Origin of the sequence: Streptomyces sp. ISL-94, from assembly GCF_018614075.1 — a bacterium.
GTDB lineage: Bacteria > Actinomycetota > Actinomycetes > Streptomycetales > Streptomycetaceae > Streptomyces.
Map to the genome: position 1 here is coordinate 38,086 of NZ_JAGGOZ010000053.1, position 20,991 is coordinate 59,076.

General features: G+C 69.8%; 20 protein-coding genes and 2 pseudogenes. 11 read left to right on the forward strand and 11 right to left on the reverse strand.

The features are described from left to right. Positions 1-16: 16 nt before the first annotated feature. From J7E94_RS18030 to J7E94_RS18045, 4 genes are all read left to right on the forward strand, one after another. Positions 17-1,123: a hypothetical protein gene (locus J7E94_RS18030; RefSeq protein WP_215016559.1), complete on the forward strand. Its 1,107-nt coding sequence runs from the start codon at positions 17-19 to the stop codon at positions 1,121-1,123. 752 nt (positions 1,124-1,875) lie between these two features. Beyond that, positions 1,876-2,283: a four-helix bundle copper-binding protein gene (locus tag J7E94_RS18035; RefSeq protein WP_215016561.1), complete on the forward strand. Its 408-nt coding sequence runs from the start codon at positions 1,876-1,878 to the stop codon at positions 2,281-2,283. Beyond that, entirely contained in the window at positions 2,258-2,602 is a 345-nt protein-coding gene (locus J7E94_RS18040) for a hypothetical protein (protein ID WP_215016563.1), read from the forward strand. The genes J7E94_RS18035 and J7E94_RS18040 overlap by 26 nt, the downstream gene beginning before the upstream one ends. 37 nt (positions 2,603-2,639) lie before the next feature. Beyond that, positions 2,640-2,867 carry an alpha/beta hydrolase gene (locus J7E94_RS18045; protein ID WP_215016565.1) on the forward strand — a complete coding sequence of 76 codons (228 nt, stop codon included), beginning with the start codon at positions 2,640-2,642 and terminating at the stop codon, positions 2,865-2,867. Positions 2,868-2,882: 15 nt separating this feature from the next. On the opposite strand, the gene J7E94_RS18050 is transcribed toward J7E94_RS18045, so the two are convergent. From J7E94_RS18050 to J7E94_RS18060, 3 genes are all read right to left on the reverse strand, one after another. Then, on the reverse strand, positions 2,883-3,314 hold the full coding sequence (locus J7E94_RS18050; protein WP_215016567.1) for a cupin domain-containing protein: 432 nt from the start codon (positions 3,312-3,314) through the stop codon (positions 2,883-2,885). Positions 3,315-3,634: 320 nt separating this feature from the next. Beyond that, positions 3,635-4,177: a DUF4232 domain-containing protein gene (locus tag J7E94_RS18055; protein WP_215016569.1), complete on the reverse strand. Its 543-nt coding sequence runs from the start codon at positions 4,175-4,177 to the stop codon at positions 3,635-3,637. A gap of 486 nt (positions 4,178-4,663) precedes the next feature. Further along, positions 4,664-5,026 (reverse strand): DUF1330 domain-containing protein, encoded by a 363-nt coding sequence (locus tag J7E94_RS18060; RefSeq protein ID WP_215016571.1) that lies wholly within the window; start codon positions 5,024-5,026, stop codon positions 4,664-4,666. Between the two features lie 365 nt (positions 5,027-5,391). On the opposite strand from J7E94_RS18060, the gene J7E94_RS18065 reads away from it, so the two are divergent. Continuing rightward, entirely contained in the window at positions 5,392-5,607 is a 216-nt protein-coding gene (locus tag J7E94_RS18065) for a hypothetical protein (protein WP_215016573.1), read from the forward strand. A gap of 255 nt (positions 5,608-5,862) precedes the next feature. On the opposite strand, the pseudogene J7E94_RS18070 reads toward J7E94_RS18065, so the two are convergent. The 3 genes and pseudogenes from J7E94_RS18070 to J7E94_RS18080 form a co-directional block, all read right to left on the reverse strand. Then, a pseudogene (locus J7E94_RS18070) lies at positions 5,863-7,564 on the reverse strand (glycerol-3-phosphate dehydrogenase/oxidase). A gap of 117 nt (positions 7,565-7,681) precedes the next feature. Next, on the reverse strand, positions 7,682-9,199 hold the full coding sequence (gene glpK / locus J7E94_RS18075) for a glycerol kinase GlpK (protein ID WP_215016574.1): 1,518 nt from the start codon (positions 9,197-9,199) through the stop codon (positions 7,682-7,684). A 75-nt stretch (positions 9,200-9,274) separates the two neighbouring features. Continuing rightward, on the reverse strand, positions 9,275-10,123 hold the full coding sequence (locus J7E94_RS18080) for an MIP/aquaporin family protein (RefSeq protein ID WP_215016576.1): 849 nt from the start codon (positions 10,121-10,123) through the stop codon (positions 9,275-9,277). A gap of 246 nt (positions 10,124-10,369) precedes the next feature. Between J7E94_RS18080 and dhaK the strand changes: the two genes are divergently transcribed. Next, positions 10,370-11,374, forward strand: coding sequence for a dihydroxyacetone kinase subunit DhaK (dhaK, locus tag J7E94_RS18085; protein ID WP_215016578.1), 1,005 nt, complete (start codon positions 10,370-10,372; stop codon positions 11,372-11,374). 312 nt (positions 11,375-11,686) lie between these two features. Further along, entirely contained in the window at positions 11,687-12,151 is a 465-nt protein-coding gene (locus J7E94_RS34670) for a DUF2625 family protein (RefSeq protein WP_308345257.1), read from the forward strand. A 44-nt stretch (positions 12,152-12,195) separates the two neighbouring features. On the opposite strand, the pseudogene J7E94_RS34675 reads toward J7E94_RS34670, so the two are convergent. Then, a pseudogene (locus J7E94_RS34675) lies at positions 12,196-12,777 on the reverse strand (MFS transporter); the annotation flags it as partial. Between the two features lie 46 nt (positions 12,778-12,823). Then, complete coding sequence (locus J7E94_RS18095) at positions 12,824-13,441, reverse strand: Hsp20/alpha crystallin family protein (protein ID WP_215016582.1); 618 nt, start codon at positions 13,439-13,441, stop codon at positions 12,824-12,826. 418 nt (positions 13,442-13,859) lie between these two features. On the opposite strand from J7E94_RS18095, the gene J7E94_RS18100 reads away from it, so the two are divergent. Next, on the forward strand, positions 13,860-14,285 hold the full coding sequence (locus J7E94_RS18100) for a DoxX family protein (protein ID WP_215016584.1): 426 nt from the start codon (positions 13,860-13,862) through the stop codon (positions 14,283-14,285). Positions 14,286-15,168: 883 nt separating this feature from the next. Continuing rightward, entirely contained in the window at positions 15,169-15,507 is a 339-nt protein-coding gene (locus J7E94_RS18105; RefSeq protein WP_215016586.1) for a MerR family transcriptional regulator, read from the forward strand. Between the two features lie 173 nt (positions 15,508-15,680). Here J7E94_RS18105 and J7E94_RS18110 read toward each other — a convergent pair whose 3' ends face one another. Further along, positions 15,681-15,890, reverse strand: a complete 210-nt coding sequence (locus J7E94_RS18110) for a hypothetical protein (RefSeq protein ID WP_215016588.1) — start codon at positions 15,888-15,890, stop codon at positions 15,681-15,683. Positions 15,891-16,398: 508 nt separating this feature from the next. Between J7E94_RS18110 and J7E94_RS18115 the strand changes: the two genes are divergently transcribed. Next, positions 16,399-17,829, forward strand: coding sequence for a sulfatase-like hydrolase/transferase (locus tag J7E94_RS18115; protein WP_308345252.1), 1,431 nt, complete (start codon positions 16,399-16,401; stop codon positions 17,827-17,829). Between the two features lie 426 nt (positions 17,830-18,255). Here J7E94_RS18115 and J7E94_RS18120 read toward each other — a convergent pair whose 3' ends face one another. Next, positions 18,256-19,143 carry a LysR family transcriptional regulator gene (locus tag J7E94_RS18120; protein ID WP_215016592.1) on the reverse strand — a complete coding sequence of 296 codons (888 nt, stop codon included), beginning with the start codon at positions 19,141-19,143 and terminating at the stop codon, positions 18,256-18,258. Between the two features lie 131 nt (positions 19,144-19,274). Here J7E94_RS18120 and J7E94_RS18125 point away from each other — a divergent pair, with 131 nt between their 5' ends. Next, the gene (locus J7E94_RS18125; protein WP_215016594.1) at positions 19,275-20,816 is read left to right on the forward strand and encodes a class I adenylate-forming enzyme family protein; all 1,542 of its coding nucleotides are present in this window, start codon (positions 19,275-19,277) and stop codon (positions 20,814-20,816) included. On the opposite strand, the gene J7E94_RS35435 is transcribed toward J7E94_RS18125, so the two are convergent. Further along, positions 20,800-20,934 (reverse strand): hypothetical protein, encoded by a 135-nt coding sequence (locus tag J7E94_RS35435; RefSeq protein ID WP_285440783.1) that lies wholly within the window; start codon positions 20,932-20,934, stop codon positions 20,800-20,802. The genes J7E94_RS18125 and J7E94_RS35435 overlap by 17 nt on opposite strands. Positions 20,935-20,991: the final 57 nt, after the last annotated feature.

A 20,991-nucleotide genomic window follows, 5' to 3' on the forward strand; every position in this document is an offset into this window, starting at 1 on the left:
GCGTCTCCTGGACCTCTTGGACGTCAACACGACAGCCGAGGAGGCCACACAGCGATTCGCGGACCTGCGAGTCGTCACCGCTCTGCTCTGCGCGTCCTGGCCCATGGGACAGGACCTGCTGACACCAGCTCTGGCCACCGCGGTGGCCCGCCATGTTCACGAAGCAAACCGCAGCGGCAGCCTCTACTCGTCCCCTCACAGCCCAGTGGCAACAGCGGGGCTCCTCCTCGCCGCTGAGGCCGTTCTGGGCACAGACGATCTCGAACTCACCCTCGCCGGCCACCATCGGGCCAGTTGGACCGGCCTGCCCAGCCTCGCCCCCTGGAGTCACATCCTCAACCGGCACAGGAGTTTGTGCTCGGAGAGGCTACTGCTCGCCGCCGAACCGTCCATTCGGGCCTTCCGCCGCAACGGAGGCGCCTCCGGCCTGCGAGCGCCGACCCGCACGGCTGGCTACCAGCCGGAACACATCGCCGCCGCACTGGAGCATGACCAATTCGAACGCCACCTCGCCGTCTTCGGCTGGGGCACCCATACCCGAGCCGCACGCCGACTGGCTGCCGTCAAACTCGTCCAGTGGAGGATCGGTGGCGCCCAGGCCGAGGCGGCCTCCTACCTGGGAATCACCCAGGCGGGCAATTTCACGATCAGTCGGGCGCTCAACCGACAACTCGCCAGCCACCCTCCCGACCGGTTCACAACCGCTCTTCGGGCTCTTGCACGAGAACTTGACGATGCCCCGAGCCCCGTCGACTACCGGCGACGCCGCATCGCACTGAACAACTGGAGCTTGGAGCCTGGCGAATGGCAGAAGATCCTTCGTGCGCTACCTCGACCTCGTTTCGAGCGAAATCCTCGCCTGGACGACTACGCCCGCCAGGGAGCCTCAGCTTTCGTCTGGGCTCACATCACTCAAGGAGAGCCCAGATTTGCTCCCCGTCCCATCGTGCTCTCGCACGGTCAAACGGAGTCCGATCGTCATCCATGGCCCACGAAATGCAACAACATGTGGTTCCACATTGGTGCCGCGAGCACCTCGCACTACGCGGCGCTACGGACGCTCCTCATCGAGGTCGGCGACGACCTGGCGCGCAAGATCGACGCCTCGCGATCGACACGGTAGTGCCAACAATCTTGGCCAGGTTCCAACTACCGCGTCACGGCTCATTCGCCCCATTGAAGCGAACGCAGCCAAGGGCGAGCCGGACCACCAGCACTTCAACGTCAGGTTCCTGTTCCGCATCACCGCCTGAGTCGGCCGGCTGCAAACGTGCTGGTTGCTCACCTCCTTGGCGGCATCCGGCTGCGACGGACGGAGACAGTTGACGGTTAGGAACCACCCGTCAGTCGGGAGGCTCCGACACCGGCTCCTCCGGATTGCCATCAGAGGTCTCGCCCGGAGGCGGCTCGGGTTGCGGATCGCGCGGGACCGGTTCGGGCTCCGCGTGAGGATCCTTGGGCTGCGGTTCGGCAGGCTCGGTCATGGTGTGCTCATCTCGTATCGCACGGACGGCCGGAACGGAGGCGGCCGACGGCCGATGCACCCCGTTCGGGCTGGGGTGCAGCCGATGCCGGTCCCCACCACGGTGATGCGCCTGCCCAGCAGGATGACCCGGCATGCCCGTCCACGGCTTCCTGATCGCGTTCCTGATCACGAAGCCGGTCCACAAGTGGATGATCGGGCGCGGCAAGGGCCACGCCGTCGTGCACGCCTCCCACTGCAGAGCGGCTCCGCGGCCTTGGTGCCCAAGCAGGAACAGGGCGCCCTGTTCCTGCTTGCGGTCGGCTCAGCACGGTCACACGCTGAAAGTCCGGGGTCAGTCAGGCGTGGCCGGCCCGGTTCGCCGGCCCCGGCAGAACTGGAGGCGAAGAGTGATGGCCACCGTCAAGGACATGCTCGCCACCTACCCGGCCGACCTGGGCGACGTCGATCGTGACAAGCTCACCCGCTGCATCGAGGAATGCATCGCCTGTGCCCAGGCATGTACGGCGTGCGCGGACGCCTGCCTGTCGGAGGGGATGGTCGGCGACCTGACCAAGTGCATCCGCACCGACATGGACTGCGCCGACATCTGCACCGCCACCGCGGCGGTCCTCTCCCGCCACACCGGCTACGACGCCAACATCACCCGCGCCATCGTCCAGGCCTGCGCGACGGCCTGCAAGGCATGTGCCGACGAATGCGACTCCCACGCCGACATGCACGAGCACTGCCGGATGTGCGCCGAAGCCTGCCGCTCCTGCGAGCAGGCCTGCAATGAACTCCTCGCCACCCTGGGCTGAACCACGGCTCCTGCCGCTGCCTCAGTCCGCCTCCACACCTGCGGCGCGAGCTGCGCGCCGGCGGCGGCGCTGGTCGTCCCTGGCCGCCCGTTACCTCGGCTACGTCGGCTACTTCGTCGGCGCGGGCCTGATCAGCGGCGCCGTCGTCCACCACCCCCTCGACCCCGCCCATTACACCCGCATCGCCCTCTACGTCAACGAGTTCATCCTCACCCGCGAACGACCCGCCCGGCCCCGCGCGCTCACGGTCATCGGGACGACAAGCTCAACTACCACGGCCTGTCGTACGGGTCCCTGCTGGGCCAGTTCTACGCCCTGAGAGCGGGGGCAGCGGGAAGAGCAGCGGTGGGGACACGTTGGCGGGCGGTACGGCGGTGCGCTGCCTGCACCTGCGGCCTGAGCAGCGGACCCGCCGGTCCGTGGACGAGATCACCGCCGAGGTCGACAAGGCCGCACCCGTCTTCGGCGCACAGTTGCTGCTCGCCCGTTACCTGTGCACCGACTGGCCCGCCACACCGACCCCTCTCGCGGGACGGGTCCTCACCGCGAAAGGCACACCTGAAATCCTGCGGGCGCTCGCGTGAGCGCTCGCACAGGTGTCACAGCAGCTCGATGTCCTCGAAGTCGAAGCCTGGAGCCACGACGCACGACACCAAGACCGGCTCGTCGCCGGCCGGTTCCGCGGTCTGCCATACGCCGGCCGGCACGAGGAGCTGCGGCTGCTGCCCGTACTCGACATGGGGTCCCACCGCCGCGACGGTCCCCTCGTCGGGGGCGGCCCCGCTGCCGCCGAGCCGCAGAGAAAGTGGTCCGCCTCTGTGCCACAGCCACAGTTCGTCCGAACGCACCCGGTGCCAGTGGGAGACCTCACCGGGGTGAAGGAGGAAGTAGATGCCGGTCGCGAAGGGGCGTGGCCCCCCGTACCCGTCGGGAACCGCAACAGTCCCGGTTCGCCAAGTCTTACGGAACCACCCGCCCTCGGCATGCGGCTCCAGTCCAAGGCGTCTCACCAGTTCGGAAATATCACTCATGCCCGCACATTCTGTTGTATACGGGATCTTTGGGCCGGCTTGACGGCGCGGAGGACGTGCCGCGGGCACCTGTAAGTCCCGCACACGCCCCCCGACCGGTCACCCCTCCCCCCTACCACTCAAAACGACTCAAGTGATCGCCACGGTATGACCACCCAAGCCGCTGAGTGGCCCGTGGGCTCGCTGCGCCGTCCGTTGGGGAGGTGGTGTGCCGGTTTACCGCTGAGTGGACGCGACCAAGCTCCGTTGGGCCTGGCGGTGGATGTGGCGGAGCGGGACCGGTTGCTTGACAGCGAAGCTTGGGCTGTGGCCTGGGGTGGTCATGGAAGGACGGGGCTGACGTAGTTGAGCGGGTGCGTGGCCGCTTCCTGCCTTTGGACCGGCCCCCACATCCAACGCAGCTCCTTGGCTTTGGTGTTGCCAGGCGGCGTGACGGACGCGACCCCGGGGTCGATGATGTTGTCGTCGCTCCTCCCGGAGAGGAACGTCATGGTGAACCGCGCGGTGGCTCCCGCGTTGAGCGTGACGGTCTTCGGCTTCTCCGACTCCTGTTCGAAGAACGTCTCGGTTTCCACGCCCTGGGTTTCCGTGCCCATCTTCAGGGTCACCTTCGGGTAGCCCTGCAGGGTGCAGGCGCTGGAGCCGGTGTTCTTCATCGCCACGAAGGCGTTCACCTGCTCTTCGGTGTTCCTGCCGCCGGGCTTCGCCGTCCCGCCGGACGTCCAGTCGAGACTCAGGTCCGCGGTACGGCAAGGAGCCGGCTGTACGGCCGAGGGTTGAGTGGCGGCCAAGGCCGGGGCTGCGGTGACTGTGAGGATGCCGGCGCAGACAAGGGCCGCCGAGCGTACGTGGGTGTGCACCATGTTCGGCCTCCTGGGATAGGTGAACTTCTCTCGGTGTGGCTGGATGCCGGGACAGCGGCAGCGGCCTGTGCCGTCGCCCTGCGAGGTCCCTGGGACCAACGCCCGTCCGTAGCAGGTCCGGCCCCTCGTTTCGAGTAAAGACCTTCCAGCCGCGACGGAGGGAGCGGGAGTAGGCCGGATGGGTGAACTCGACCCCTGACGGCGTCCATCCGGAGGTGGGAGACCGGCAAATCAGCACCGCCCGTTTTCCGCAGGTCACCCCCTGCGGGCAAGCCGGTCACGCGTGCCGACAGCTCTTTCCCACGCAGTAGCCGTGGGAAAGAGCTTCGCCACTGGACTGGAGAAGGACCGCGACGCCGCCGTCCAGGGCCTCACCAGTCACTGGAACGCCGACCCTGTCGAAGGCCGCGTCAACCCGCGCCAAACTCCCGCTCCTCCGCAAAACGAGCGCGAAGTGGCTCGGCGCTTGAGAAGGCGGCTGCAGGACTACGTGGTCGACTGGCCCGCTCGGCCGGCTTCCGTTTGCAGCTTGCGGGCTCGCTCGGCCGGGTCGTAGTTCGGCCCGACGCCCTCAATCAGCAGCAAGTCGCCCTCGACGTGATCGGTACGCAAACGCAGGATGGCCCGGTAGGCCGGAGAGTCGTACCAGGCACGGGCTTCGGCCAGGCTGGGGAACTCAATCAGCACCATGCTGCCAGGCCACGTACCCTCTACGACTTCGGCCGGCGGACCGTGGATGACGAAGCGGCCTGCGAAGGGGTCGAGGGTTGCCTGGATGCACTCCAGGTACTCGATGACGTCGGGGTGATTCCGGCGGCTGCGGAGATGAGCGAAGCCGTAAGCGGGCACCACGGGGCTCCTTCGTTCCGGGGGTGAGTGATGACCGCGAACGTAGCCGAGGGAGGTTGGGCGGTGCGATTACCCCGGAGGTAATTGCCGCCACATCAAGGACACCCCCCAAGGCCGCCGCCCGCCCCACCGTTCCGCCTCTCCCAAAATGTGTGCCAGAAGCTCCTTCTCGCCTACGAAGCCAGCCTGAGGGCGGGGCGGCCCCGGTTGCGCACCCGAGCGCGCGGACAGAGAAATGCAGATGCCGGCTCCCGGGCTGCGCAGGCAGGATCTCGGCATGTCGACCGACGTGAGTGGAATGATCGAGTGCCGGCCGGGGGCGCGGCTGTGAGTCCCTGCCCGGTATCACAGAGGCGCTGGGGAAGATGGACGGATGGCTCCTGTGCGCCGGTGCGCACTGGCTCGTCAGCCGGCACGAAGGCGTGAGCACCGTCGGCAAGGTCGGCGCCGATCCGTCCCGGGTGCTCGCCGACCGCGCCACGTGGAACGACCCGGCTCCGGACGGGCCCGGCACGTGCTGCTCGCCGCTGCCCGCCGGTGCCCTGGCCATCGGCAGCCACAGGACCTCTTCGGGCGGATGAGCATCAGACTGCCCGGCCTCCACCCGCTGTCGGGAGGGCCCAGAACCCGGGCAACCGGGCCCCTGAGGTCGTAGGTCGTAGCGGACCTTCCCGGCCGGTGCCCCGGGGCATGGCCGGGGGCCACGTGCCGGGGCCGCCGTGCCGCCCGCGACGAGCACCGTGACGAAGAATGGCCATCCCGCTCTTCACAGGGCCTCACCGTAGGACGCGTCGCGGGGTCGGCACGTGCTCGCCCAGGCCCTGGACAGGGGTGCCTCAGCGCACCGGGATGATGTCGGGGGCGCCGAGCCGCACGGCGTCGGCGGTCTGGTCGTCCGGCTGCTGTTGGGCCTCGCGTTCAGCGGCCACCCGCTTCAGGTAGTGGTTGACCTCGCGGTCCTGGTGCGCCTGGTCCCATCCCAGCTGGGGCGCCATCAGTTCCGCGACGGTCCGCGCCGCGTCCACGCCACGGTCCCAGGACTCGATGGAGATCCGGGTACGTCGGGCGAGTACGTCCTCCAGGTGGCGGGCTCCCTCATGGGTCACCGCGTAGACGGCCTCGACCCGCAGGTAGTCGTCGGAGCTCGGCAGCGGCGCGCCGAGCGAGGGGTCGGCCGCGACCAGGGCGAGGAGTTCGTGTACCAGGGAGCCGTAGCGGTTCAGGAGGTGCTCGATGCGGGCGACGTGCAGCCCGGAGCGCTCGGCGAGGCCGTGCCGGGAGTTCCACAGGGCCGGGTAGCCGTCGGCGCCGATCAGCGGAACGCGTTGCGTGACACAGTCGGGCACCTTCTCGTCCAGGCCGCGGGCCGCCTCGTCGACCGCGTCCTTGGCCATGACCCGGTACGTCGTGTACTTGCCGCCGGCCACCACGACGAGCCCGGGGACCGGGTGTGCGACCAGGTGCTCCCGTGACAGTTTGCTGGTCTCCGCGGCCTCACCGGACAGGAGGGGGCGCAGACCGGCGTAGACGCCCTCGACGTCCTCCGGAACCAGGGGAGTGGACAAGGACGCCGTTGACGTGTTCCAGCAGGTAGGTGACGTCCATGGAGCTGAGGGCGGGATGGGCCTTGTCGAGTGTCCAGTCGGTGTCGGTGGTCCCGATGATCCAGTGTCGTCCCCAGGGGATGACGAACAGCACGCTCTTCTCGGTGCGGAGGATCAGCCCGGTGCGGGAGTTGATCCGGTCCCGGGGGACGAGCAGGTGTACGCCCTTGGAGGCGCGGACGTGGAACTGGCCGCGCGTGCCGGCCATGGCCTGGGTGTCGTCGGTCCACACGCCGGTCGCGTTGATGACCTGCTTGGCCCGCACCTCCGTCTCGTCGCCGGTCTCCAGATCGGTGACGACGGCCCCCACCACCCGCTCGCCCTGCCGCAGGAAGCGGCTGACGCGGGTGCGGTTGGCGGCCAGCGCTCCGTAGGCGACCGCCGTGCGGGTGAGGAACAGGGTGTGCCGGGCGTCGTCCACCTGGGCGTCCCAGTACTGGATGGCGCCGACCAGGGCGTCGGAGCGCAGCGCGGGCGCCTCGCGCAGGGCTCGGCGCTTGAGCAGGTGGCGGTGGTGGGGCAGGCCGCTGGAGGTGCCGGAAGCCGCGGCCATGGTGTCGCACAGCAGCACGCCGGCGCCGACGTACGGCCGCTCCCAGATCCGGTGTTGCAGGGGGTAGAGGAACGGCACCGGACGCACCAGATGGGGCGCCAGGAGCTGGAGCAGCAGGCCGCGTTCCTTGAGGGCTTCGGCGACGAGCCGGAAGTCCAGCATCTCCAGGTCGCGCAGGCCGCCGTGGATGAGCTTGCTGGAGCGGCTGGACGTCCCCGAGGCCCAGTCCCGGGCTTCGACGAGGCCGACGCTCAGGCCCCGGGTGGCGGCGTCCAGAGCCGCCCCGGAGCCGACGACGCCGCCACCGACGACGAGGACGTCGAGTTCACCCTCTCCCAGCCGGACGAGGGCCTCCGCGCGTGCCCCGGGCGAGAGGGCCACCGGATGCGCCGTGGTCTCCTCCTCGTGCTGCCGGTGCGGGCACGGGCCGCGCACGCGACGGGTGGCGGCCCGCTCGGTCACCCTCGGGCCCTCGGCCCTCGGGCCCTCGGCCGGAAGCTATTCGACCGTGGCCCAGTCGAGCGTGCGCTCCACCGCCTTCTTCCAGCCCGCGTACCCTTCCGCGCGCTGCTCCTCGGACCACTGGGGCTCCCAGCGCTTGGACTCCTGCCAGTGGGTGCGCAGCTCGTCCGTGTCCCGCCAGAAGCCGGTGGCCAGGCCGGCTGCGTAGGCGGCGCCGAGCGCGGTCGTCTCGGCGACGACCGGCCGGCTGACCGGTACGCCCAGGACGTCGGCCTGGATCTGCATGCACAGGTCGTTGGCCGTCACGCCGCCGTCGACCTTGAGCACGTCGAGGTGGACGCCGGAGTCCTGCTCCATGGCCTCCACCACGTCGCGGCTCTGGTAGCAGATGGCTTCCAGGGTGGCGCGCGCCAGGTGGCCGTTGTCGTTGAACCGGGCGAGGCCGACGATCGCGCCGCGGGCGTCGGAGCGCCAGTACGGAGCGAACAGGCCGGAGAAGGCGGGGACGAAGTAGATGCCGCCGTTGTCCTCGACGGTACGGGCCAGGCGTTCGCTCTCGCCGGCGTCACTGATGATCTTCAGCTGGTCGCGCAGCCATTGCACCGCGGAGCCGGTGACGGCGATGGAACCCTCCAGTGCGTAGATCGCCGGGCTGTCGCCGAATTGGTACGCCACGGTGGTGAGGAGGCCGTGCTGGGACCGGACCAGGTCGGTTCCGGTGTTGAGCACCAGGAAGTTGCCGGTGCCGTAGGTGTTCTTGGCTTCACCCGGCGCGTAGCAGACCTGCCCGACGGTGGCTGCCTGCTGGTCGCCGAGCACACCGGTGATGGGGATGGCGGCCCGCAGCGGCCGGGACGTGCGGGTCTGTCCGAACGCCTCCGCGTGGGAGGACGGGCTGATGGTGGGCAGCATCGCCCGGGGAACGCCGAAGAAGCCCAGCAGCTCGTCGTCCCAGTCGAGGGTCTCCAGGTCCATCAGCATGGTGCGGCTGGCATTGGTCACGTCGGTGGCGTGGATACCGCCGTCGGGGCCGCCGGTGAGGTTCCACAGCACCCAGCAGTCGGTGTTGCCGAAGAGGGCATGGCCCTGCTCGGCCGCCTCGCGGACTCCGTCGACGTTCTCCAGGATCCACTGGATCTTGCCGCCGGAGAAGTACGTGGCCGGCGGCAGCCCTGCCTTGCGGCGGATGACGTCGCCCTGGCCCGAGCGTTCCAGCGCTGCCGCGATGGAGTCGGTACGGGTGTCCTGCCAGACGATGGCGTTGTAGTACGGGCGGCCGTTGCGCGGGTCCCAGACGACGGTCGTCTCCCGCTGGTTGGTGATGCCGATGGCCGCCAGGTCCTCCGGCGAGAGATTTCCGTGCCGGAGCGCGTTCTGGATCACGGAGTTGGTGCGCTCCCAGATCTCCACCGGGTCGTGTTCGACCCACCCCGAGCGCGGGAGGATCTGCTCGTGCTCCAGCTGGTGCCTCGCCACCTCGTTGCCTGCATGGTCGAAGATCATGAAACGGGTGCTGGTGGTCCCCTGGTCCACCGCGCCGACGAAGTCCGCCATGGGATGCCGCCTCTCCTTGACCGGCTCCCGGGGTGGCCGGAACACGGCCACCCCGGGAGCCGGTCAGCTCTCGTGTCAGCTCTCGTCCGGGCCCGGGACCTGTCCGGGGGGCTCCGGCTCACCGGTCGGCAGGAACCGGCCGATGAAGAACTTGTACAGGCCCGCTCCCAGCAGACCTCCGATCAGCGGACCGACGATCGGCACCCAGAAGTAGAAGTGCCCGTACTGATCTCGCCACGCTCCGCCGTACCCGGTGAGGAAGCTGGCCAGCCGGGGACCGAAGTCGCGTGCCGGATTGATCGCGTAACCCGCGTTGGTGCCCCACGCCATGCCGATGGCCACGACGATCAGGCCGACGATGAACGGCGCCAGGTTGGCGCCGGGGGGCGTGTTGAGCAGGTCGGTGACCGCAAGGATCAGCAGCAGCAGGATCGCGGTGCCGATGATCTGGTCGCGGAGCGCGCCCCATTCGGTGACCGGCAGGTTCGTGTTGCCGTTGGCGGGCAGCGTGGAGAAGACGCCCTGTGTCTTGATCGTGTGGGTGGGGTCCGCCTTCGCCAGCGCCTCGGTGTAGTTCCACCGGACGATCAGGGCCGCCACGAAGGCGCCGGCCGTCTGGGCCAGCGCGTAGGGAGCCACTTTGCTCCACGGGAAGCCCTTGAACGCCGCCAGCGCGACGGTCACCGCGGGGTTGAGGTGAGCACCGCTCAGCCTCGCCGCGACATAGACGCCGAGAGTGACGCCGAGGCCCCAGGCCCAGGCGATGCTGTCGTGGTTTCCCAGGCCGCCCGCCGGGTCCGTGAGGGCCCCGCCGGCGACTACCTGAGCCACCACACCGCACCCGAACAGGATGAGGATCATGGTGCCGGCGAATTCTGCTGAAAGCTCGCCGACCAGCCCTGATCTCTTGAGCCGCTCAGCCATGGGTGCCCGCTTCCCGCCGGCCCAGGGACCGGCCGTCGACTGCCCCGAGTCCTCCAGGAATCATCGTAAGACCGACCAGTGCAACGCGCTGCGAGGCGGCTCGGGTGCCGATGGACACGGCGTGACGGCACACTCTTCATATGGCGTGCGAGCGATCGCGGTGCGCCCGCCTGTCACCGGCGCCGCCTGAGCATCGTGAGGACACTGGTCAGAGGCTCACCCGCTGGTTCCACCCGGGAGGTAGGCATGAGGATGCTGATCAACAGTCCGGAGACCGTGGTCGCCGATGCCCTGCGGGGCCTGGCGGCCGCCCATCCCGAGCTCGACGTCGACGTGGAGCGGCGGGTGGTCGTACGGCGGGACGCGCGCGAGGGTGGGCGGGTCGGACTGGTGTCCGGCGGCGGCTCCGGGCACGAACCGCTGCACGCGGGCTTCGTCGGCCACGGCATGCTCTCGGCGGCCTGCCCCGGGGAGGTGTTCACCTCGCCGGTGCCCGACCAGATGCTGCGGGCGGCCGGCGCCGTGAACTCCGGGCAGGGCGTGCTGTTCGTCGTCAAGAACTACACCGGGGACGTACTGAACTTCGAGATGGCCGCCGAACTCGCCCAGGAGGACAACGTCCGGGTCGAGAGCGTGCTGGTGAACGACGACGTCGCGGTCACCGACAGCCTCTACACGGCCGGACGGCGGGGCACCGGAGCCACCCTCTTCGTCGAGAAGATCGCCGGGGCCGCCGCCGAGGAAGGCGCGCCGCTGGAGCAGGTCGCGGCGACCGCCCGCCGCGTCAATGCGTCCTCGCGCAGCTTCGGCGTGGCGCTGAGCGCCTGCACCACGCCCGCCAAGGGCAGCCCCACCTTCGACCTGCCCGACGGGGACCTGGAACTGGGGATCGGGATCCACGGCGAACCCGGCCGGGAGCGGCGCGCCATGATGCCCGCCCGGGAGATCGCGGAGATCGCGGTGGGCGCCGTACTGGCGGACCTGGCCGAGGTGGGGCCGGCCGACGGGCCGGTGCTGGCCCTGGTCAACGGGATGGGCGCCACACCACTGCTGGAGCTCTACGGATTCCATTCCGAGGTCGCACGGGTACTGGACGCACGCGGCGTGCCGGTCGCCCGGACGCTCGTGGGGAACTACGTCACCTCACTCGACATGGCGGGCTGCTCGGTGACCCTGTGCCGGGCCGACGAAGAACTCCTGCGGCTGTGGGACGCACCCGTGCAGACCGCCGCGCTGCGCTGGGGCCGCTGACCAGGAATGCCCGGCGGCCCGGCGGCCGCCGGGTTCGCTGACCCGCGCCGAAGTCATCACCGCCCTGCGCGCCCACGCCCGTGCCGTCACGACCATGACCTGGCCCGACCACACCTGAAAACGGCCCAAGACGACAAGGGGCGGGCCGTCGTCAGGTGTGGGGCAGCGCGCACTTCAGCCTCGCGTGCAGATCCTTCGCGAGCTGCGTGTCCGAGGGTGGTTTGTCGGCGTGGAGGCGGCGCAGTGCGGTGAAAAGAACCGGCCTGGCGGCAGCTCAGGGAAACTTTCCGTGCGGGGTGGGTGTCTGGCGGGGTGCCAGCGCCCGATAGCGACCTGGCCAGGGCATCGCTTCTTCAGCTGCAGGCGACGACCAGGTCGTATCTCGGTGTGGTGGTGCTGCACTGTGGCGGTCTGCTGCTGCACGACGGATGGGTGCGGGTTTTCGGCAGAATGCGTCGAGCCCGGCGGACCGTCGCGGTAGCGGTAGCGGCATCAGGCGTCCTGCGCAGGCCGGCCGGGGTGCTCACGGGCGCTTCAGGAGGGGCCCGCGGGGCTGGTAGCCAGTGGGCGGCCGCCAGAGCGGTGACCAGGGTGACGGTGCCTGCGACCGCAGCGCTGTGGGTGAGTCCGGAGACGAAGGATTCCTTGGCCGTGGCGAGGAGGTGTGCGGCCTGGGCGTCCGGCAGCCGGGGGGCGAGGGCACGGACGGCGAGGATGCTGTCACCGGCGTCGGGTGTGGCGAGGCCTGCGGTAGGGCGGTTCATGCGGTGGCCGTAGACGCTGCTGAGGATGGACCCTTGGACCGCGACTCCGAGGGAGGAACCGACCTGGCGGGTGGCGTCGTTGACCGCCGAACCAACGCCCGCGCGCTCGCCGGGTACGGCGCCCATCACGGCCTCGGTGCCCGCGGCCGCCGTCGCTCCGGCTCCCAGGCCGGCGACGATCTGGAAGAGCACCAGCTGCCCGTATCCGTCGGTGGTGGTGGTCGTGGTCAGGATCCCGAAGGCCGCCGTGACGAGGACCAGCCCGGCGACCACCGGCAGCCGCTCACCCCACCGCGCGGCCAGCGGCAGAGCGGCCACCGCGCCGACAGACAGGGCGAAGGGCAGCGGAAGTGTCCTGATCCCCGCCTGCCAGGGCGTGTACCCCAGCACGCCTTGCAGGTGGAGGGTGATGACGAACAGGGCGCCGAACAAGGCGAAGGACATCAGGGCGAGGGGGCAGGCCCCCATGCCGATCCGCGGATCGCGCAGCGAACGAGGGAGGCGGTGTGCCGAATGTTGACCCCCGCCAGCCCTGTGCCGCAGGAGCTCAGGCAACACCGCAAGCCCGGCGGGAGGGGCGGGGGAACCGGGTGCGGTCTCGCCGGTCACGCGGAACGCGAGAGCTGCCCGCGCGCCCATCCCGGATCGCGCCGGCCGCCTGCAGCGCGGGGATCGGATTTCCGGTTCAGGCTGTTCCGGTGGGCGCGGTGCCGCCGGTGGTCTCTGTGCTGCTCTGTGCTCCGGTGGTCGCGGCGGTGCTGCCGGCCACGAAGGTGTTGTGCGCTTCGACGGGGGTGAGTCCGCTTTCGCCCGCGAGTTCGCTCGAGCTCTTTCCCTCGAGGGAGTGGTGTCCCTTTCCGATTTCGATCTTGCGGCGTTGCTGCTGTGTCGTCTTCGGAATGGTCACGGTCAGGACGCCGTTGTCGAGGTCGGCGTTGCAGTGTTCGGCGTCAGCTCCTGCGGGCAGGCTGGTGCGGTACATGAAGCTGCCGTGCCTGCGGGTGAGGACGTTGCCCTGGTGTTCCTCGGACAGCTCGCCGCTGATGACCAGCTCGTCGCCCTCGACCTCGATGTCGATGTTCTCGGCCGGGTAGCCGGGCAGCTCCACCTTCACGGTGTAGGAGTCGTCGCTCTCCTCTTCCTCGGCCATCGGCAGCCAGGCTGTGCCGCCCGCGGCGGGTGCGGCGGCCTGTTCCAGGTACCGGCCCATCTGGTCCCACATCTTCTCGAAGTCCGCAAAGGGGTCCAGCCCCCTGAGCACCGCACCTGGACTGCTTGCGCGGCGTCGGATCGGCAGTGCCATCACAGTCACCTTCCCTCGTGATTCCGGGCAGCGAAAGTGCCTTCCGGTACACGGCGACTAACCCCGCCACCAGCGGCTTAAACCGACATTCTCGTTGGGCTGGGCGTAGCGGTCGGTAGCTCGGGTACGCGCCAGTCAGGCAGCCACCGACGGTGTTCACCCAGGCCGGAGCGCATGTGGCTCAGAGGTAGACGAGTGACACCGCGGCCTCTGGCTGTCGGGCCGCGGCGGCGAAGGCGCCGGGACCACGCCGTGAAGGAATCGACGCGGTCCCGGACCGCGCGCTTGCCGGAGGGAACTGCGAAAACCACAGTCTCCGGCCCGCGTGCAGGGACGACGGGTTTCGCCGGCATCCCCTCCGCCGGCAGCACCGGCACGGCCCGGCGTCGTACCGGCCGCATCGTTTCCGGAGGCCGCGATGGACGTCTTGGTGCTCATCAGACGCATTCTCTTCGCGCTGGTGTTCCTGCGCTCGGCTCTCAACCACCTGACGCACACCAAGGCCATGGCCGGCTACGCCACGAGCCGCGGCATTCCGTCCGCCGCCGCGGCCGGCGCTGCGGTGGGCAGTGGCCTGCTGATCCTGGTGGGCGGGGTGATGGTGGCCCTCGGGCTCTGGGCGGATCTGGGTGCGCTGCTCCTGGCCGTGTTCCTCTTCCCGACCGCGGTGATCATGCACGCGTTCTGGAGGGAGAGCGACGCCCAGGCCCGCCAGATGGAGATGACGCATTTCATGAAGGACATCGGTCTGGGCGGCGCCGCCCTGGTTCTGCTCGCCTTCTTCTCGTACGCCGGCCACCACCTCGTTCTCACGATCACGGGACCGCTGTTCCACATCACCTGAGCCCGCACCCGGAATATCGCCGCGTCAGAGCGTTCCGACTGGTCGGCGGGCGCCGCGCCTTCCCTGCGGCAGCTGGGCCCCGCCCGGAGCCGGTGGGCGTCTGGCGGGACGTGGCTGCGTCGGCCGGAGCGGTGACCCAGCCGCAGGGGGGCCACCGCCTGTCCGTGTTCCGTTCGAGGGCGACTGCCTCACTGTCGAACACACGAAAATCTGCATTGGCTGGAGTAGACATTGGGTGGTGGTGTGGTTATGGTTTCTCTCGTAGTCGAGATCGAGAAGGGCCCGGCAGAGACGTACTGCCGGGCAGCAGTACCCGTAAGTGCAGTCCGCAGTACCCAGAAGTGAAGTTGAGTGAGTGGTACCTCGGTGAAGGCGTCGGCTGTGGGCGCGCGCACCGGGAGGTTCGGCAGTGGGGTTCTAAGCCAGAGCAGACGCAGGATGGGCGACGGGGCTGGCTGCCGAAGAGTGGCGCTCTCACAGGCCACCAGCAGTACGCAACACCAGCAGTACAGGCAGTTCGCAGCGCAGCAGTAAGAGCAGTACCCGCGTTACAGCAGTATCCGCGTTGCCGGTAGTTCGCAGTATCAGCAGTACGCAGTTCCCGTTTGGCAAGTGATTGGTCCAGAGGGAAGAACGGAGGAGCCAGGCACCATCAGGATCGCCCGGACGGAGGCACTGAGTCCGGGTACCGCAGGACATCGATAGTGAGGTGGTCTCCGGTCACGCATCCGCGATCCCCGCACCCCCGACGGCGTATCGGTCGGGTCTGCGGACACAGAAGGCCGGCGCAGCACTGGGGCCGGCAGATGGTGTAGCAGTTCCTTCGGGGCCCGGGTGCCGGCATGGCACCCGGGCCCCTCCACGTGTTCAACAGAGAGGTGCGATGACAGCAGACGACTCCTACGGCCGTCTCGATGACGACGACTACCCCGCCTACACCATGGGCCGGGCCGCCGAAATGCTCGGCACCACCCAGAGCTTCCTGCGCGCCATCGGCGAACACCGCCTCATCACCCCCCTGCGCTCCGCGGGCGGCCACCGACGCTACTCCCGCTACCAACTGCGCATCGCCGCCCGTGCCCGCGAACTCGTCGACCAGGGCACCCCCATCGAGGCGGCCTGCCGCATCGTCATCCTTGAGGATCAGCTCGAGGAAGCGCAGCGCCTCAACGCCGAATACCGGCGCGCCGCAGGATCTTCGACTCCACCGGCCGCAGCCTGAAATCCCCGATCCGCGGAATGACCCGCAGCACGACACCGTGCCGCGGGCTCGACCCACGAGCCGCTCCGCATCCACCTCGCACAGCACCCCGGTACGGCCGCGATGGCGAAGCACCCTTGCTTCCGCGGTCAGCCGTTCGGCCTCGGCACAGGCGGCGGATCGGGCCCGGCAGATCACCCCGACGCAGGGATGCCGGCCAGCCGGCGGGAGACGGTCTCGATACTGCGGTCGCGCGTCGAGATAGTTCCGCTGGAGGGGCAGTCGGCCCGGTCGGTCGTGGTGGCGGCCTGGACGGCCACGAGATCACCGCGGATGTTCACGGTGTCGAGTGCGACGTCGTCGGCCTGGTGGAACCAGAGGTCTTGGAGAAGCGCGTCTGTCACCGACCACTCATGATCGCGGCTTCGGTGACGCTCTGTGGCTCTGGCATGGAAAGTGATCCAGAGCCACTTTTCACCCGTCACCGACAGACGAGTACGCCGACACCAGGCGATGAATCGATTTCGCGAGGGCGGTCAGCGTCGAATGTTGACGTCCGCGATGACGCGCCGAGCACGGGCCGATGCCCCAGGCGCCACCTGCTACCAGCGCTGCCCTCACTGGGTGCCCGCTCCCACTGGCAAGAACGCTGGTCTTCCACCCCGGAGAGGGCCGGGTCGGCAACGGGAAGAGTGATCTCGGCGGGGGCTGTGGGCCGAAAGCCGGGCATCTCCAGGGCGGCGTGCTGTGGCCAGTTCTTCGGCAAGGCCGCTGTCTACTGCCGCCGAATTCCTGACTCAAGTCACGAGGTCTTCGATGGCCTGGGATCCTTACGAGGCACAAAGCGCTGTTCCCTACGCTCGTCGGGGAGCGCGGGTACTGGACCGGCTTCTGCAGAGGGAGTGTCAGCCTGTGAACCGTTCTCCTCACGTCATCGTCGTGCTCACCGATCAGCAGCGATGGGACACTACCGGCGTGCACGGCAACCCGGCTGACGTCACTCCCGAGTTCGATGCCATTGCCCTCGAGGGAACACACTTCGTCCAGGCCATCACTCCACAACCGGTGTGCGCCCCCGCGCGGGCCGCCCTGCAAACGGGGTGCTGGCCGACCACCACCGGTGTCTTCCGCAACGGCGTACCCCTGCCGGGCGGCCAGCCCACCCTTGCCTCGGTGTTCGCCGACGCCGGGTACGTCACCGGATACATCGGAAAGTGGCATCTGGGCGGTGCTGATGCGGCGCAGGCCGGCCCTGTTCCGGCCACACGCCGGGGCGGGTACCAGCATTGGCTCGCCAGCGACCTGCTGGAGTTCACCTCGAACGCGTATCGCACCATCCTGTGGGACGAAGCCGGCAAGCCGGTGCGACTCGTCGGCTACCGCTCGGACGCGCTGATGGACGCCGCTGTCCGGTTCGTGGCAGACCACCACGGCCGTCCATTCCTGCTGTTCATCTCCTTGCTGGAACCCCACCACCAGAACGCCACGGACGATTACCCAGCTCCTGCTGGCTACCGGGAGCGCTACGAAGGCCGCTGGATGCCCGCGGACCTCGCGGCACTCTCCGCGCACGCACCACAGGGCGGCGCGCACCGCCATCTCGGCGGCTACCTCGGCCAGATCAAACGCGTTGACGAAGGTGTCGGGCGCCTGAGGGACGCCTTGCGAAGCCTGGACCTCGCCGACCAGACCGTGCTCGCCTGGACCGCCGACCACGGTTCTCATTTCCGTACTCGCAATGAGGAGTACAAACGCTCCGCACACGACGCGTCCGTGCGTGTCCCGCTGGCACTGACCGGGCCTGGATTCACCGGCGGCGGCCGCGTCACCCGGCCGGTCAGCACGGTGGACCTGGCCCCGACTCTCATCCACGCCGCCGGCCTGCCTGTCCCCGAGACGATGCAAGGCGCTTCACTGTTGCCATTGGTCCGCGGAGGCAAGGACTCCCACCGGCCGCAGGAGGTCTACATCCAGATCAGCGAGTCCCACCTCGGCCGGGCCGTGCGCACCGACCGCTGGAAGTACGCGGTGGCAGCCCCAGAGGCCGACCCGTGGCGGGAGGCGCAGTCCCCGTACTACCAAGAGACGGAACTGTACGACCTGCACAGCGACCCCTATGAACTGGAAAATCTGATAGGGCTCATCTCTCACCGAAAAATAACCGATGGCTTGCGCAGTGCACTCATCGCGTGGATAGCTCGTGCCGGTGAGGGAAACGCCACCATCACCCCGGCTCCCGAACGCACCCTGGAGGGACGCGCCCCGCAAGCCCAGGTAGCCTCACTGCCATGGGATGAGCTGCCCTTCGCCCACCGGGCTGCAGACCCGGACCCCAGCTGCTGACGGACCGAGAGGCCCGATGCGGGCGCTGAACCGGTGTGGGCCGGTCAGGACCGCATGGACGTCGGCATGCCGGGTTACCAGCCATCCGGGCACGCCGTTGGCGAAGCGGGTCCACAGCACCGGCCCGTCGCGTGGAGGGCGGGCCGATGAAGGAGGACGGCCGGTTTCGATCCCGCCAGGGCCACGGCCACGGTCATTTCGGACCTCGGCACGGTCACCGGGCCCGGGACCACGGGCGCTCGCGGTCGTCTCCGAGCCCGGCGGTACGAACGCCCGCCGGATGCTCCTGTCCGGCGCCGCGGATTGCAGTTCGCGATGATCAGCGCCGCCCCCGCGACAGCCGGGCAGCGGGCGGCCGTGCAGCAGGAACGCGGCCGATGGGCGGCAGCCGCGCGCCTCAGACGAATGCCGGTGAGCACCCGGAAGTCAGGGTGCGGAGCGCTCGTGGAAGTGGCGCAACGCGAAGTCGGCGAAGGCGAGCGCGGCTGCGGACTCGTAGGCGTCCCTGTGCCGCACCAGTCTCAGTTCCCGGTGGCAGTCCGGCGCCGCCAGCCGCGCCCAGGCCACGATCTCCCGCGTCCCGGACTCCCGGGCCATGGCGGGGACCAGCGCCACCCCCAGGCCGGCGGCGACCAGGTCGAGGACCGCACCGGGCTCGTCGCCCTCGCAGACGACCAGCGGCCGTACCCCGGCCGCGGCGAAGATCCGGTCGGCGAGCACCCGTTGCCAGTGCCCCGGGCCGGGCGTGACGAACGGCTCCCCGTCCAGCGTGGCCACCTCGACCCCCTCCCGCCCGGCCAGCCGGTGCCCGGCGGGCACAGCGAGCAGGACTTCCTCGCGCAGCAGCACGACCGAGGTCAGGGCGGCTCCGGCCAGCGGCTGCGAGGCGAAGCACAGATCCACCTCGCGCGCCCGCAGCTGACGTACCATCACCTCGGCGGGCGACTGGCGCAGTCGTACGTCGACACCGGGATGGGCGGCCCGGAAGGCCGACAGCACCCCGGTGAGGGTCAGCAGCGTCTCGGCGGCCAAGGTCACACTCCCGCCGTCCCCGCGCGCCGCGTCCGCCAGCTCGCGGCGCCCGTCGTCGAGTTCACCCAGCGCCCGCTCCACCCGGCGCAGGAAGGCCGCGCCGTGCCGGTTGAGCCGGATCCGGCGGCCCCGGCGGTCGAAGAGCGGTACGCCCAGCTCCGCCTCCAGCCGGGCGATCGTCCGGCTCACCGAGGGCTGGGCGACCCGCAGTTCATCGGCGGCGCGGCTGATGTGCTCGTGGCGCGCGACGATCTGGAAACAGCGCAGCGACAGCAGGTCCATCCGCCCCCCCTCATAACCTCCGAGGCATTTTCTCATCTCGGAACTGGTCTTGGATTGGATGAGTGCACCGCCTCTAGCCTCCAGGAGACACCGGGAAAACCGCTCCCCGTCACATACCAGGAGGCGCTCACATGCCCGAGAACCCGTCTCACCCGTACGAGAGTTACGTCGACGCTGTACTGGCTGTCCTTGCACGTGCTCCAGGCCGCGCCGCGATCGTCTCCGCGGAGGGCCGTACGGTCTCGGCCGGGGAGTTCGCCGACCGGGTCCACGGCGCGGCTGCGGCGCTGGCGGCCCACGGCGTCGGCCGGGCGGCCACCGTCTGCCTCCTCACCGGCAACCGGCCGGAAGCGCTCGTCGCCCGCTACGCGGCCAATCTCCTGGGAGCCCGCGTGGTCCACCTCGACCGGGCCACGGCCGCCGGGACGCAGGCGGCGATCGTGGAGAGCACGGGCGCCACCGCCCTGATCGTCGATCCCGAGGCGCGCGCCGCGGCCGAGGCCCTGCTCGCCATGGCCTCCGCGCCGGCCGCGCCCCCCGTGCTGACACTCGGCGCCGAATCCCCAGCCGGTGACCCGCAGGAGCCTTCCCGCGTACACGGCGCCGCGCGGTCCACGGACGACTGGTGCATCCGCTTCACGGGAGGCAGCACCGGCGCCCCCAAGGGCGTCCCGATGGCGCACGGGCCCTACCGGAGCATGCTGGCCCGGCTCGTCGAGCGCATCCCCGCCGATGAGCGGCCCCGTCTCCTGGCCTGCACTTCGCTCGCGCACATGGCCGGCATCCTCGCCGACGTCACACTGCTGGCCGCGGGCACCGTCGTCCTGCGGCACTCCTTCGACCCGCAGAACGTCCTGGCCGCCCTCGGCCGGGAACGCATCTCCGACCTGTGGCTGCTGCCGCCGCTGCTGTACGAGCTACTGGACCACCCGGCCCTGCCCGGCACAGACGTGTCGAGCCTGCGCCGCCTCTTCTACGGGGGCACGGCGGCGTCGGCCGGGCGGCTCCGCCGGGCCGCGGAGGTGTTCGGCCCCGTGCTGCACGGCTGGTACGGACAGACGGAGACCGGCACCGTCTCCGAAGTCCTGCCGCACGAGCACACGGTGACCGGCCCCGACGGGCGGATCACGGCAGGTCGCCCGGACCCCGGGGTGGAGATCGAGATCCGCGATCCGGCGGGGACGGTCCTGCCGGCCGGATCGACCGGTGAGGTCCACGTCCGTACGCCCATGGTCATGGCCGGCTACTGGCTCCGGCCCGACCTGACCGCGCGGGTGCTGCGCGACGGCTGGGTGGGCACCGGGGACGTGGGCCTCTTGGATGCCGACGGGTACCTGCACATCGTCGACCGGCTGAAGGACGCGGTCGTTGTCGTGGGGGGCCACGTGTATCCGGCGGAGCTGGAGCAGGTGCTGCTCACCCACCCCGCGGTCGCCCAGTGCGCGGCGTTCGGCACCCGGGACGCGGACGAGCGGGAGGAACTCCACGTCGCGGTCGTCCCGGCGCCAGGACACCGTCCGGACCGCGAGATGCTCCGCGGGTTCGTCACCGAGCGGATGGGCTCGATGTACGCCCCGGCCGCGGTTCACTTGGTACGCCAACTGCCCCGCACGGCGGCCGGCAAGCCCGACAGGAACGCCCTGCGGGCGGCTCTGGTCACGGATGCGCGGTAGGAGCCGCGGAGGCCGGGCCGTCCCCGCGGGGGCCCAGTCCTTCGAAGGCGAGGTCGAGGAAGCGGCGCCAGTCGCCGCTGCCGGCCCGGATGATCCCGGAGAGGCCCCCGACGAGCATGTAGACGTCCGCAACGGTGAGGTCCGCCCGAAGGGTGGCCGCGGCCCGCCCCTGGTA

Excerpts from the sequence above, each read along its gene's own strand:
- J7E94_RS18035 (WP_215016561.1), top strand. The coding sequence starts at position 1,876 with ATGGCCACCGTCAAGGACATGCTCGCCACCTACCCGGCCGACCTGGGC.
- J7E94_RS18040 (WP_215016563.1), top strand. The coding sequence starts at position 2,258 with ATGAACTCCTCGCCACCCTGGGCTGAACCACGGCTCCTGCCGCTGCCT.
- J7E94_RS18050 (WP_215016567.1), bottom strand. The coding sequence starts at position 3,314 with ATGAGTGATATTTCCGAACTGGTGAGACGCCTTGGACTGGAGCCGCAT.
- J7E94_RS18055 (WP_215016569.1), bottom strand. The coding sequence starts at position 4,177 with ATGGTGCACACCCACGTACGCTCGGCGGCCCTTGTCTGCGCCGGCATC.
- J7E94_RS18065 (WP_215016573.1), top strand. The coding sequence starts at position 5,392 with ATGGACGGATGGCTCCTGTGCGCCGGTGCGCACTGGCTCGTCAGCCGG.
- glpK (WP_215016574.1), bottom strand. The coding sequence starts at position 9,199 with ATGGCGGACTTCGTCGGCGCGGTGGACCAGGGGACCACCAGCACCCGT.
- J7E94_RS18080 (WP_215016576.1), bottom strand. The coding sequence starts at position 10,123 with ATGGCTGAGCGGCTCAAGAGATCAGGGCTGGTCGGCGAGCTTTCAGCA.
- dhaK (WP_215016578.1), top strand. The coding sequence starts at position 10,370 with ATGAGGATGCTGATCAACAGTCCGGAGACCGTGGTCGCCGATGCCCTG.
- J7E94_RS18095 (WP_215016582.1), bottom strand. The coding sequence starts at position 13,441 with ATGGCACTGCCGATCCGACGCCGCGCAAGCAGTCCAGGTGCGGTGCTC.
- J7E94_RS18100 (WP_215016584.1), top strand. The coding sequence starts at position 13,860 with ATGGACGTCTTGGTGCTCATCAGACGCATTCTCTTCGCGCTGGTGTTC.
- J7E94_RS18105 (WP_215016586.1), top strand. The coding sequence starts at position 15,169 with ATGACAGCAGACGACTCCTACGGCCGTCTCGATGACGACGACTACCCC.
- J7E94_RS18120 (WP_215016592.1), bottom strand. The coding sequence starts at position 19,143 with ATGGACCTGCTGTCGCTGCGCTGTTTCCAGATCGTCGCGCGCCACGAG.
- J7E94_RS18125 (WP_215016594.1), top strand. The coding sequence starts at position 19,275 with ATGCCCGAGAACCCGTCTCACCCGTACGAGAGTTACGTCGACGCTGTA.
- J7E94_RS35435 (WP_285440783.1), bottom strand. The coding sequence starts at position 20,934 with ATGCTCGTCGGGGGCCTCTCCGGGATCATCCGGGCCGGCAGCGGCGAC.